Source organism: Mesorhizobium sp. U510, assembly GCF_059180695.1.
In genome coordinates this window covers 1,893,977-1,907,247 of record NZ_CP180532.1, presented here as the reverse complement: position 1 = coordinate 1,907,247, position 13,271 = coordinate 1,893,977, and the positions used below count along the sequence as shown (strand labels likewise).

Below are 13,271 nucleotides of genomic sequence, written 5' to 3'. Positions count from 1 at the left end.
TTTGCCTCTTGACAGTGCGGACTGCTAACACGATGCTCCAGCCGATGCAATCCTATATCCTATACGATTTTAAAGCGGATATGTCTGTCGGGCCGTTGCATGGGTGCTACAGGGTGTCCTGGCGCGGTTGCGGACAGATGGCGGATCCGTAGCGAGAACCCTAGCCAGTTCAGCCGCCTTCAAAGGACAAAAGATCATCATGAGCCTCTTCGCCGCCCTCCGGCTTCCGCGTGAAATCCTTTTCGGGAAACGCCAGCGCCATGCGCTGCCGACAGTCGCCGGCAGGTTCGGCCGGCGCGCCCTGGTCTGCACCGACGAGCGTTTCGCCGGCACGGCGGTGTTCGCGGAAATCGTCAAATCGCTCCAGGCCGCCTCGATCGAGGTGCTGGTGCATGACCGCGTGCTTCCCGACGTGCCGCGCGACAGCGTCAGCATTTGCGTCGAGGAGGCGGAGAAATTCCGGCCCGAGATGGTGATCGGCATCGGCGGCGGCAGCTGCCTCGATTTCGCCAAATGCGCTGACTTGCTGCTCAGCCACGGCGGCACACTTCAGGAGTATTATGGGGAGTTCAAGGTGCCCGGCCCGACGCTGCCGCTGATCGCCGTGCCCACGACAGCGGGCACCGGTTCCGAAGTGACGCCCGTCGCGGTGATCTCCGATCCGGACCGGACGCTCAAGGTCGGCATATCGAGCCCCTATCTGATCGCCGCGGTTGCCTTGTGCGACCCCGAACTGACGATGACATGCCCCCCTGCCCTGACCGCGATAGCCGGCGCGGATGCCTTGACCCATGCGATCGAGGCCTTCACCGCGAAGCGGCGCGGCGAGGACCCCAGCCTGGCGCAACAGCATGTCTTCATCGGCAAGACCGCGCTGACCGACCATTTCGCCCTGCTGGCCATAGAGCTGCTGGGCCGCAGCCTGGAGAAAGCCTGCACCGATGGCACCGATGCCGATGCGCGCGCCGATGTGATGATGGGCGCGCTGGCGGCGGGCTGCGCATTCGGCACCGCCGGCACGGCGGCGGCGCATGCCGTGCAATATCCTGCGGGCGCCCTCACCCACACCGCGCACGGATTGGGCGTGGCGACGATGATGCCCTACGTCATGACCTACAACAGCCGCGTGGTCGCCGCCGAGATGGCCGAGATCGGCGCCGCGCTTGGCCTCGAAGCCAAGGGGCGGAGCGCCGAGGAGATGGCGGATGCCACCATCGGGGAAATCCGGCGGCTATTCGCGACGATCGGCATCACGCCGACCCTGGCCGATCTCGGCCTTCCCGCCGACAAGCTCGACTGGACCGCCGATCAGGCGCTCGGCATCGACCGTCTGATCAAGAACAACCCGCGCCCCTTCGATGTCACTGCCATGCGACGCCTGGTCCAGGCCGCCCATGACGGCGACCTCGCAGCCTGCGCCATGTAATCCACGGAACAAGACCATGAACCTTCCTCCCAATGCGCTGTGGATCGACCAGGACGACTATGATGTTCGCGGCTTTTCGCACGGACTGTACATCGACGGCAGATGGCGACCATCTTCCGACGGCCGGGTCATTGACGTCGTCGATCCTTCGTCGGGGTCTGTTATTGCAGCGGTCCCCGACGCGACGCTCGAGGATGCCCTGGCCGCGGTCGATGCGGCAGCCAAGGCGGCGACGGGATGGCGGGAGACGGCGCCGCGCAAGCGCTCGGAAATCCTCAGGCGCTGTTTCGAACTCATGGTCGAGCGGTCGGAAACGCTCGCCATGCTGATCTCGCTCGAAAACGGCAAGGCTCTGCGCGACGCGCGCGGCGAGGTTGCGTACGCCGCCGAGTTCTTCCGCTGGAACGCGGAAGAAGCGGTTCGGATCACCGGCGAGTTCGGCACCGCGCCATCCGGCACCAACCGCATCGTGGTCGACTATGAGCCGATCGGCATCTGCGTGCTGATCACGCCCTGGAATTTTCCGGCCGCGATGGCGACACGAAAGATCGCGCCGGCATTGGCGGCCGGTTGCACGGTGATCCTGAAGCCGGCCAGCGAAACGCCGCTGACGGCCTATGCGCTGGCCGCGCTCTACGGCGAGGCCGGCGTTCCGGCCGGCGTGGTCAACGTGCTCACCACGACCAGTCCCGGTCCGCTGACATCGGCCATGCTGGCCGATCCGCGCGTCAGGAAGCTCTCTTTCACCGGCTCGACGGGCGTCGGACGAACCTTGCTTTGCGAAGCCGCCAAGCATGTAGTCTCCTGCTCGATGGAACTCGGCGGCAATGCACCCTTCGTCGTCTTCGACGATGCCGACCTCGATGCCGCGCTCGATGGCGCCATGATCGCGAAGATGCGCAATGCCGGCGAAGCCTGTACAGCCGCCAACCGCATCTATGTCCAGTCGGGCATTCATGATGCGTTCGCCGACGGCCTTCGCAAGCGCATGGCAGCTCTCAAGGTCGGACCAGGCATGAGTGCGGATACCGAGTGCGGGCCGATGATCACCAGAAAGGCGGTCGCCAAGATCGACCGCCTTGTCAATGACGCCGTGGCCCGGGGAGCCAAGGTACTTTGCGGCGGCTCGATCCCGGAAGAGGAAGGCTTCTTTTATCCGCCGACGGTCCTGTCGCAGGTTTCGCCCGATGCCGACATGGCGCATGAGGAGATCTTCGGGCCGGTAGCGCCCATCACGCGATTCGAGACCGAGGCCGAAGTCATCATGCACGCCAACAACACGGAATACGGCCTTGCCGCCTATATCTATACGCGCGATGTGGGCCGAGGATTGCGGGTGGCATCGAGGATCGAGGCCGGCATGATCGGCCTCAATCGGGGGCTGATGTCGGACCCTGCGGCGCCCTTCGGTGGCGTCAAGCAGAGCGGCCTGGGTCGCGAGGGCGGCCAGCACCACGGCATCGCCGAGTTCATGGAGGCGAAGTATATCGCCGTTACCTTCTGATCGGGCATCCATGCAGAAAGACCCCTTCCGCACCCGCGATCACGTTGCCGACTTCGATGACATCGTGGCCGATATCGTGGCGCGCAGCACCGCTACCCGGGCGACGCTGCCCATGGTGGCTAATGTCGCCTATGGCAACGGCGCGGCCGAGAGGCTCGACCTGTTCTTTCCCCCGGTCGGGCGCAAGAATATTCCGGTTCATATTTTCATCCACGGCGGCTACTGGCGCATGTTTTCAAGGGGCGACTATTCCTATGTGGCGAACACAGTCACCAAAGCCGGCGCGATCGCCGTCATCGTCGATTATGCGCTAATGCCCGAGTTCAGAATGGCGGCGATCGTGGAACAGGTCCGGCGCGCCAAACAATGGGTGCTGGACAACATCGTCGACCATGGCGGCGATCCCGCCCGGATAAGCGTCAGCGGCCATTCAGCCGGAGCGCACCTGGCCACATTCCTGTTCGAGAAGACGCCAATGCCATCACGCATCCGTGCGGCGCTGCTGCTGGGCGGCCTTTACGACCTGAAGCCTCTGCGGAGATCCTTCCTCGAGCCGTTGATCGGCATCACCGACGAGGAGGCAGCTGCCTTCACGCCAATGACGCGGCGGCATGACCCGAAGACGGCAGTGACCATTCTCGTCGGGGACCAGGAAACGCAACCCTTCCACCAGCAAGCGGCCGACTTCGGAACACTCTTGCGCGCGCAGGGGCACGGTGTCCGCGACCTCCGCCTGAATGACCGGAACCATATGAACAGCGTACGGGATCTGGGCATCGTCGGCACGCAGGCTGGCGATTGCCTGATGCAGACGATTGAAACAACCCTCGTCTAGAGCAATTCCAGGAAAAGTGTGAGCGGTTTTCCGCAACCTCAGGACTTGGCCCTGTTGCGCGACCAGGCGACTCGCCGAGCGAAACAGCTTTGCTCTCATTGGCCAATCAGCGGATTCGATTTGCTTGGTGATCCCCCACCCTTAGGGCAAACTCCCTGCCGGGGCTGCAGGAGGTGAAATGAGAGCACGCGCAGCAACGCTCGGGGATCTCGAGGATGTGTTTCATGGCCTCTCCAAGCGGATGTCGGAGGAGTACGCGGCGGCCGGCAAGGACAGCAAGATCGCCTACGACAATCTGATGATGAATCTGAAGGAAGGCCGGGCGCACGCGCTGGTCGAGGGCGAGAAGGCCGTGGCGATCATCGCCTGGCATGAGAACAGCGACGCCGCCGATACGCTGTTTGCCGCGCAGGAGGACTTCTTCCGCGCCTCGACCGTGCGCTTCTGCAAGCGGCATATCAGGCACATCCAGGCGCTCGCCGGCAACCTTCCCATCCACTCGCGCAGCTGGCTGCAGGGGCCTGACGTCGCCCGATGGTTCGGCATTATCGGTTATGTCGAGCGCGGCCAGGAGAACGGCGCCAACCTGTTTGAGCTGCCGCCGGCCCGCGCCAGCTAAGGAACCCTGGCTGGCGGCATGTGTTCCTCCTTGCCGCAAACGCCGAGTATACCTCGCCATTGCCCGCGCAGATTCGTCGATGCGGGTCACCTCTTCGGCTCCAAGCGCTTTAACTCGGTGGCCGTGCGAATTGCACACCCGGCCGCCTTGGACTGCCTCAGCAAGCGGCTTGCACGGGGCGACGATTGGCGGGATGTTACTGGGGGCAACCGGGGCCAAACCGGCAGGCCGAGATCGATATGGCTGCTGGAAAATGTCGCGAGCTTGCTTCGCCCTTTTTATCCTTGTTGCCTTGCTGATGCCGGTGGAGGCCAGCGAGCGCATGTCTCATCTGCTTGACCGCTCCAACCTGCCGGTCTCCTATCTTCGCGAATCGGATGTTGTGACCGCATACACGACTGCAATGGCGCGCTTCCGTCTGCAGTTCGCAGGACGTGCCGGCGAAACCAATCTTGCGGTCTCTCTCGAACCATTGCTTTTGCGGGCGGAATTCCGTGCGCGGACCTGGCGCTCGGCGGACGGCAGCTTGTTGCAAGGCTTCGCCGGCAAGGGCGGCTTCCGATTGACGATCGGTAACTGCCTAGCGCGTATCTGCGCTGCCAGCGAATGCAGCGATGCCGGTTGGCCGGTTTACGCCTGCAGCGACGGACGCAAGCGCAAGATGTCCGTCACGGATTTTGTGACGGCAAGCTTCGACGGCGTGCCCTATCGTCGATTGAGCGCCCCCCCTTCGCAGGAATGAGGGCGCGAAGTGCCACCATCCTACCGAGGCAGGCGTTCAGCAAGGGGCGGTATTCCTTCCCGCACCGCGAACGCCTTCCCAGTCAAAAATTACTCGCCTCACGCCCAGCGCTGCGACTCCCCGCCGCAGTCGCGCAGGGCGTTGCGGCACTGAAATTGACGCTCGGCATCATCTTTTCCCCGCGAACTCGGTCCAAATAGAATAGGATGGTGGCGCGCCATCCGAACGCGGACACGTGTTGCATTCGACCCAGGCAGCCGGAAAACCGGTGACAAGCGCCGCCGGAACGTGTTGAAGGTGACGGTCGACACAGAGAGGGACGTGCGATCGGGTTGCACTCGGCAAGTGTTGATGGTTTGTTGCCGGTCTGCGGAGAACGAATGATGCGAGAATCGATCGGTCAAGACGAATATGGGTCGGCGAACCCTTTCGATCCGGACGACCTGCCCAATCTGAATGCGATCGGACCAGGGATCGGCAACAATGATTTCGAGAAATACGCGGTCGCCGTGATCATCGTGTTCGGCGCCCTGATCATCGGCGGGCTGATGGCCGCGTCGATGACCTTCGGCCATCGCAACGGGTTCCTCTTCGCGCTTGGCGGCGCCACATCGGCCTGGATCTCCGGAAACGCGCTTCTGCTTGACCGGCCGCGCATCTACGCGCTGTTCGTCGGCATCGCCGCCCTGATGCTGATCGCATCGACCATCACACTGGTTACCTGACGGTTCTTGCCGGGCCGCGACCCTGTCCGAGGGTCCACCCCGGCATCAATATCCGAGCGCCTCGCCAGAGGCCGCCCGGCTGTCGATGGCGCCATTGTAGCGCGCGCCGCCGCCTTTCCCGATTTCCGCGAGGCTTTTGCCGCCGACCAAAATGCCGGCCGCCTGGCCCCAGGTCTGGTCGCCGAGATCAAGGTGGTAGCCCATGCCGGCCAGCAGCCTTTCGGTGTCCGGCGACAGGCCGAACGGCTCGACATAGACCTTATCGGGCAGCCATTGATGGTGGATGCGCGGCGCGTCGATCGCCTCCTGGATGTTCATGCCGTGGTCGATGACGTTGACGATCGCTTCCAGCGTGATGGTGATGATGCGCGAGCCGCCGGGGCTGCCGATGACCATGAACGGCTTGCCGTCCTTGGCCACGATGGTCGGGCTCATCGATGACAGCGGCGTCTTCTTCGGCTGAATGGCATTGGCCTCGCCCTGGACCAGGCCGTAGAGGTTAGGGACGCCCGGCTTCTGGGTGAAATCGTCCATCTCGTTGTTGAGCAGGATGCCGGTGCGGTCGGCGACGACGCCGGCGCCGAAGGAGCCGTTCAGCGTGTAGGTCACGGCGACCGCGTTGCCGTCCTTGTCGATGATGGAATAGTGCGTCGTCTCCTTCGATTCGCCAAAGCCTTTCGGCATCAGGTCCTGCGACACGCCGGCGCGGAATGGGTCGATCTTGTCGCGGATGTCCTTGGCGTAGGCTTTATCCAGCAGTTTCGAGACCGGATTGTCGACGAAATCGGGGTCGCCGAGCGCGGAGTTGCGGTCGACATAGGCATGGCGCATCGCCTCGACCATGACATGCACGGTCTCGGCCGAACCGGCGCCGAGATAGGACAGCGGGTAGCCTTCCAGCACGTTGAGGATTTCGCAGATGATGACGCCACCGGAGCTTGGCGGCGGCGAGGACGTGATCTCATAGCCGCGATAGGAGCAGGTGACCGGTTTCAGTTCGCGCACCGCATATTGCTCGAAATCCTGCTTGGCCAGGATGCCGCCCTTGGCGCCACTCGCCTTGACGATGGCGTCGGCGATGGCGCCCTTGTAGAAGGCGTCGGGGCCTTTCTCGGATATCGCCGAGAGCGAGGCGGCAAGGTCTGGTTGGGTGAGCCGCTCGCCAATGCCAAAGGGCTTGCCATCGGGTTTCAGGAAGGCGGCGGCCGCCGCCGGATCCTTCGCCAACCTTTCAGCGTTGCCGGCGAACGAGGCGGCGTCGCCCTGATTGAGAATGAACCCGTCCTTGGCATAGCGAATAGCCGGCGCCATCAGCTCTTGTCTTGAGAGTGTGCCATATTTTTCGCGCGCCATTTCGAAACCGGCCACCGAGCCCGGCACGCCGACGGCGAGATAGCCGTCGAGGCTGGCGCCCTTCACCGGGTTGCCATCCTTGTCGAGATACATGGTCTTGGTCGCGGCCAACGGCGCGCGCTCGCGGAAATCGAGGAAGGTCGATTTGCCATCGGCGAAACGGATGGTCATGAAGCCACCGCCGCCAATGTTGCCGGCATTGGGGTAGACGACGGCCAGCGCATAGCCGACGGCGACCGCCGCATCGATGGCATTGCCGCCCTTCTTCAGGACCTCGACGCCGACTTCCGACGCCAGATGCTGGGCCGTCACCACCATGCCGTGCTCGCCCTTGGCCGGCACCGGCGACGCCGCAAGGACGCTGGTCAATGGTGCGAGGGCAAAGGCGATGGAAAGACTGGCGGCGATCAGTATCCGACGGGTGACGTGCATGGCGGGTTCTCCTGGCGGCGACACCTAGAAGAGCCCGTCGCTGCGGCCGAGTCCACCTTCAACAATGGGCCAGGCGGATCAATTCCGATGTCAGGCGTGTCAGACAATTCCGCCCGAGCCGCCGGCGACAGCCGGGCGTTCGGCCGCGACCTTGGCGCGGTAGCCCGCTGCCCGGTAGGCGGCGACCGGATCGATGGCGCCTCCGGTTTTCAGCCGCGCCATGGCCAGGATCGGCTCGACATCGGTGCGGTAGGCCGCCTTCAGCGTCTGCGTCGCCATCAGCGCGTCATTGCCGTCCTGAAAACCTTCTAGCGCCTTGCGGTCGACCAGCAACGCCTGCGCATAGGCGCGCTGCACCTCGACCGCCGAGAGCATCAGGCTTTCAATCGGATCGGTGACGTTGTGGCTCTGGTCGAGCATGTGGGCCGGATCGAAACCCTCGGCGCCGGACAGTTCGGCATCGACCAGTTCGTTGAAGACCAGGAACAGCCGGTAAGGATCGATCGAACCGGCGTCGAGATCGTCGTCGCCATATTTCGAATCGTTGAAGTGGAAGCCGCCGAGCTTCTTGAACTGGATCAGCCGCGACACGATCATCTCGATGTTGACGTTGGGCGCGTGGTGGCCGAGGTCGACCAGGCAGAAGGCCCTGTCGCCCAATTCCTTGGCGATCAGGTAGTTGGTGCCCCAGTCCTGCACGACCGTGGAATAGAAGGCCGGCTCGTACATCTTGTGTTCGGTGAACAGTTTCCAGTCGGCGGGCAGCCCGGCATAAACCTCCTTCATGGCATCGAGGTAGCGCTCGAAGGCTTTGGCGAAATTGACCTGGCCGGGAAAGTTCGAGCCGTCACCGATCCACACCGTCAGCGCCTTGGAGCCCAGCGTCTTGCCGATCTCGATGCATTCGAGATTGTGCTCTACCGCCTGCCGGCGGGTGCCTGCGTCGGCATGCGACAGCGAGCCGAACTTGTAAGAGAGTTTCTGGTCCCTGGCATCGGAGAATGTGTTGGAGTTCATGGCATCGAAGCCGAGGCCGAAGCGCGAGGCCGCCTGCTTCAGCCGGTTCGGATCGGCCTTGTCCCATGGAATGTGCAGGGAGACGGTCGGCGTCGCCTGCGTCAACTGGCTGATGACGGCGCAATCCTCGATCTTGTCGAAAATATCGCGCGGCTCGCCGGCGCCGGGAAAGCGGGCAAAGCGCGTGCCGCCGGTGCCGACGCCCCATGAGGGGATGGCCACGGCGAATTTCTCGACCTTGTCGCGGATGGCGTCGATGGCGATGCCGCGGCGGTCGAGACGTTCGCCGAGCGAGGCGTAGTCGCGCTTGAGGTCGGGCTTGCGCGCGGTGTTGTCTTTTTCGACGATTTCGGCGGAAATGATGGTTTCGGACAAGTACTGGTTCCTCCCAAATGCGTTCCGTCAGCGCTGCCCCTCATCCGGCCCTTCGGGCCACCTTCTCCCCGTGAACGGGGCGAAGGGAAGCGCTTCAGATCAGCGCGTAAAGCTCTGCGCGTTGCCGGCGTCGACGTTGATGATGTTGCCGGTCGATTTGGCCGACATGTCGGAGGCGAAGAAATAGATCGCCTCGGCGATGTCTTCCGGGAAGACCGAGCGCTTCAGCATCGAGCGCGAACGATAATGCTCTTCGAGGTCGTCCGTGGACATCTTGTAGGCGGCGGCGCGCTGTTCCTTCCACTCGCCGGTCCAGATTTTCGAGCCGCGCAGCACGGCGTCCGGATTGACGACATTGACCCTGATCTGGGCTTCCGCGCCTTCCAGCGCGAGACACCGGGCGAGATGGATTTCGGCGGCCTTGGCCGTGCAGTAGGCGGCGGCGTTGGGCGAGGCGGCAAGGCCGTTCTTGGAGGCGACGAAGACGACATTGCCGCCGATCTTCTGCACCCGGAACAGCCGGAACGCTTCCCGCGAGACCAGGAAATAGCCTGTCGACAGGATGTCCATGTTCTTGTTCCACAGCGCCAGCGACGTCTCCTCGATCGGCGCCGAGGAGGCGAGACCCGCGTTGGAGACCAGAATGTCGATGCCGCCGAACTCGACCGCCGTCTCGGCAAAGCCCGAGACGACCTGGTCTTCCGAGGTGACGTTGATCACAACCGGGCGGACGAAATCCTTGCCGTATGCCCTCGCCAGTTCCTCATTGGCGCTGGCCAATGCAGCCTCATCGATGTCGGCCAGCACCACGCAGGCGCCTTCGCGCATCAGCCGGTTTGCGGTCGCCCGGCCAATGCCGCCGGCGCCACCAGTGACCAGCGCGATCTGGCCGGCGAGCGATTTCGGCTTCGGCATGCGCTGCAATTTGAGATCCTCGAGCAGCCAGTATTCGATGTCGAAGGCTTCCTGGGCGGGCAGGCCGACATAGGACGAAACGGTCGAGGCGCCGCGCATGACATTGATGGCGTTGACGTAGAATTCGCCGGAAATTCGCGCCGTCGCCTTGTCGCCGGCGAAGGTGAACATGCCGACGCCGGGCATCAAATAGACCACGGCATTGGGATCGCGGATGGCGGGCGAATCCGGGTGCTTGCAGCTGTCGTAATAGGCCTGGTAGCCGACGCGGTATTCGGCGATGTCGTCGGCGAGGCGCGCAATGACGGCATCGACATCGGGTTTTGCCGGATCGAACTCGATAACCAGCGGGCGGATCTTGGTGCGCAGGAAATGGTCCGGGCAAGAGGTGCCGAGTGCCGCCAGCGGACGCAAATCCCTGGAGTTGACGAATTCGAGCACGGCGGCGGAATCGTCGAAATGGCCAAGCTTGTGGCTCTTTTCCGAGATCAGGCCGCGGATTTTCGGCATCAGTTTCGCCGCGACGGCGCGGCGCTCCTTGGCATCGAGCGACTTGACCACTTCGCCGCCGAAGATGGCGAGGCCCTCGGAGCGGCGCTCGAACCACTCGATCGCCTGGTTGATCACCGAGATCGTCGTCTCGTAGCATTCCTTGGGCGTGTCGCCCCAGGTGAACAGGCCGTGGCTTTCGAGGATGACGCCCTTGGCGGCGGGATGTTCGAGGCAGAACCTCTCCAGCCACAGGCCAAGCTCGAAGCCCGGCCGCTTCCACGGCAGCCAGCCGATGGCATCGCCGAAGATCTCCTTGGTCAGCGCTTTGGAATCCTTCGCCGCGGCAATGGCGATGATGGCGTCGGGATGCATATGGTCGACAAACGGCTTCGGCACATAGGCGTGCAGCGGCGTGTCGATCGAGGCCGCGCGTGGGTTCAGATTGAACGTGCAGTGGGGCAGATATCCCACCATCTCGTCCTCATGCTCGACGCCGCGATAAAGGCCTTTCAGCGCGCGCAATTTGTCCATGTAGAGCGTGGCGAAGCCGTCAAGCTTGATCGAGGCGCTGTCGCCGCCCGAACCCTTGACCCACAGCACTTCGACAGTCTCGCCGCTGAGCGGGTCCTTCTGCCATATCTTGGAGGAGGTGTTGCCGCCGCCATAGTTGGTGACACGCTTGTCGGAGCCCAGCGTGTTCGAACGATACACCAGAAGCTCGGGGTCGCTCATCCCTTGGGTTTTCGCATCATCCCAAAGATTGGCAAGGCGCGAGCCGGAGCGCTTATCGAGCATAGGTATCCTCCCTGGGACGCAAAAAGCCGCAGTCCATTTTGCCCGGAATGTCTACGCAAGCATCTCGCTTGTCAATCATAAACGATCAAGATCGATCATATTGCACTGCACAATGAAATTATATGATCGGAAATGATTGACACTGCTCGTTATGAGTGCCTAGATGGCCAGGCAGGGAGGAACCATGCACGAAAAAGAGCGCCACAGGATCATTCTGTCCGCCGTCCAGGAAAAGCCTGTGGTGACGGTGCAGGAAATGGTCGACCTGACGGAGTCGTCGGAGGCGACGATCCGGCGCGATATCGCGGCTCTGCATGTGCAAAAGCGCCTGCGCCGGGTGCGCGGTGGCGCCGAAGCGATTTCGCCACCGCAATTCATCGGCCTGGCCGGCCGGCCCTTTTCCGTCAACGAAACGATCAACGCTTCGCAGAAGAGGGCGATCGCCCGGGAAGCGGTCGAATTGTGCGGGGATGGCGAGCCGATCATCATCAATGGCGGCACCACCACCTTCCAGATGGTGCATTTCCTGACCGGGCGGCGCATGCCGATCTTCACCAATTCGTTCCCGATCGCCGAGCATCTGCTCAAGCACTCGAAGAACACGGTGATGCTGTCGGGCGGCACTATCTATCGCGAGCAGAACATCATCCTGTCGCCCTTCGACAATGACGTGACGCGCAATTTCTATGCACGCCGCATGTTCATGGGCGCGCAAGGGCTGGGACCGCTCGGCCTGATGGAAGGCGATCCGCTGCTGATCCAGGCGGAGCAGAAGCTGATCGACCAGGCAGACGAGCTGGTGGTGCTGGTCAACTCCTCGAAATTCCGCAAGCGCTCCAGCCTGATCCTGTGCGGGTTGTCGCGCATCGCCACCGTCATCACCGATGACGGCATCGAGGATCGCGAAGCCAAGATGTTGGAGACCGCGGGCGTGACGCTGATCGTCGCCCGCAAGACGGCAAAGGAAGAATCTTCACTGCAGGCCTGAGACACCTCACGCCCGCAGCGGCGATGGAATGCAACGCTCAAGGGAGGATATGCGATGAGCTTTTTGAAGAAACTGATGGTGACGGCCGCATTCTCGGCCGCCATGTTCGTGAATGCCGCCTATGCCGAAAACGTCAAGATCGCACTGGTGGTGAAGTCGCTCGGCAACGGCTTCTTCGACGCCGCCAACAAGGGCGCCGAAGAGGCGGCCAAGGAACTCGGCGATGTCGACATCATCTACACCGGCCCGACCAAGGCGACCGCCGAAGCGCAGATCGAAGTGGTCAACTCGCTGATCGCGCAGAAGGTCAACGCCATCGCCATTTCGGCCAATGACGCGGACGCGCTGGTGCCGGTGCTGAAGAAGGCCATGGAGCGCGGCATCACCGTCATCTCCTGGGATTCGGGCGTTGCCAAGGAAGGCCGCCAGCTTCACCTCAACCCGTCCGACACCGGCCTGATCGGCGAGACGATCATCAAGCTTGCCGCCGACTATCTGCCGGAAGGCGGCGATGTCGCCATCCTGTCGGCCTCCTCGACCGCGACCAACCAGAACGCCTGGATCGACGCGGCCAAGAAGGTGCTGCCGGAGAAGTTCCCCAAGATCAAGCTCGTCGCCACCGTCTATGGCGACGATGATTCGGCCAAGAGCACCGATGAAGCCAAGGGCCTGCTGAAGTCCTATCCGAACCTCAAGGCGATCATCGCGCCGACCACCGTCGGCGTTGTTGCCGCCGCCCAGGTCGTCACCGACGAGAAGCTGATCGGCAAGGTCAATGTCACCGGTCTGGCGCTGCCGTCCGAGTTCAAGAAGTTCATCGACAACGGCGCCAGCCAGGCGGTCGCGCTGTGGAACCCGATCGACCTCGGCTACTCCGCCGTCTACCTCGCTCACGACCTGGCGGTGAAGAAGGAAGAGGCCAAGCCCGGTGCGACGCTGTCGATCGGCCGCGTCGGCAAGGTCACGCTCGACGACTCGAACTCGGCCGCAATGGCTCCGCCCTTCCAGTTCGACAAGACCAACATCGAGAAGTTCTCCAAGATCTATTGATCT

11 protein-coding genes are annotated in these 13,271 nt (G+C 62.9%); 8 read left to right on the top strand and 3 right to left on the bottom strand.

What is annotated here, in order from left to right; all coding sequences use genetic code 11:
* Positions 1 to 199 precede the first annotated feature (199 nt).
* From ACLGL5_RS11125 to ACLGL5_RS11100, 6 genes are all read left to right on the top strand, one after another.
* Positions 200 to 1,426 (top strand): iron-containing alcohol dehydrogenase, encoded by a 1,227-nt coding sequence (locus ACLGL5_RS11125; protein WP_069090986.1) that lies wholly within the window; start codon positions 200 to 202, stop codon positions 1,424 to 1,426.
* A gap of 16 nt (positions 1,427 to 1,442) precedes the next feature.
* The gene (locus ACLGL5_RS11120) at positions 1,443 to 2,930 is read left to right on the top strand and encodes an NAD-dependent succinate-semialdehyde dehydrogenase (RefSeq protein ID WP_069090985.1); all 1,488 of its coding nucleotides are present in this window, start codon (positions 1,443 to 1,445) and stop codon (positions 2,928 to 2,930) included.
* Positions 2,931 to 2,940: 10 nt separating this feature from the next.
* On the top strand, positions 2,941 to 3,765 hold the full coding sequence (locus tag ACLGL5_RS11115; protein WP_064982374.1) for an alpha/beta hydrolase: 825 nt from the start codon (positions 2,941 to 2,943) through the stop codon (positions 3,763 to 3,765).
* A gap of 178 nt (positions 3,766 to 3,943) precedes the next feature.
* A complete protein-coding gene (locus ACLGL5_RS11110) occupies positions 3,944 to 4,384 on the top strand; it encodes a hypothetical protein (RefSeq protein ID WP_027047749.1) in 441 nt (146 codons plus the stop codon).
* Between the two features lie 322 nt (positions 4,385 to 4,706).
* Complete coding sequence (locus ACLGL5_RS11105; RefSeq protein WP_027047748.1) at positions 4,707 to 5,126, top strand: hypothetical protein; 420 nt, start codon at positions 4,707 to 4,709, stop codon at positions 5,124 to 5,126.
* A 380-nt stretch (positions 5,127 to 5,506) separates the two neighbouring features.
* Positions 5,507 to 5,851, top strand: a complete 345-nt coding sequence (locus ACLGL5_RS11100; protein WP_010913447.1) for a hypothetical protein — start codon at positions 5,507 to 5,509, stop codon at positions 5,849 to 5,851.
* Positions 5,852 to 5,896: 45 nt separating this feature from the next.
* On the opposite strand, the gene ggt is transcribed toward ACLGL5_RS11100, so the two are convergent.
* The 3 genes from ggt to ACLGL5_RS11085 form a co-directional block, all read right to left on the bottom strand.
* Entirely contained in the window at positions 5,897 to 7,636 is a 1,740-nt protein-coding gene (gene ggt, locus ACLGL5_RS11095; protein WP_069090984.1) for a gamma-glutamyltransferase, read from the bottom strand.
* A 99-nt stretch (positions 7,637 to 7,735) separates the two neighbouring features.
* Entirely contained in the window at positions 7,736 to 9,028 is a 1,293-nt protein-coding gene (gene rhaI / locus ACLGL5_RS11090) for an L-rhamnose catabolism isomerase (protein ID WP_069090983.1), read from the bottom strand.
* Between the two features lie 99 nt (positions 9,029 to 9,127).
* Positions 9,128 to 11,230 carry a bifunctional rhamnulose-1-phosphate aldolase/short-chain dehydrogenase gene (locus ACLGL5_RS11085; protein ID WP_069090982.1) on the bottom strand — a complete coding sequence of 701 codons (2,103 nt, stop codon included), beginning with the start codon at positions 11,228 to 11,230 and terminating at the stop codon, positions 9,128 to 9,130.
* A gap of 184 nt (positions 11,231 to 11,414) precedes the next feature.
* Between ACLGL5_RS11085 and ACLGL5_RS11080 the strand changes: the two genes are divergently transcribed.
* Together ACLGL5_RS11080 and rhaS are read left to right on the top strand one after the other, a co-directional pair.
* Positions 11,415 to 12,218 (top strand): DeoR/GlpR family DNA-binding transcription regulator, encoded by an 804-nt coding sequence (locus tag ACLGL5_RS11080; RefSeq protein WP_494372905.1) that lies wholly within the window; start codon positions 11,415 to 11,417, stop codon positions 12,216 to 12,218.
* 54 nt (positions 12,219 to 12,272) lie between these two features.
* A complete protein-coding gene (gene rhaS, locus ACLGL5_RS11075) occupies positions 12,273 to 13,268 on the top strand; it encodes a rhamnose ABC transporter substrate-binding protein (RefSeq protein ID WP_010913442.1) in 996 nt (331 codons plus the stop codon).
* Positions 13,269 to 13,271 lie beyond the last annotated feature (3 nt).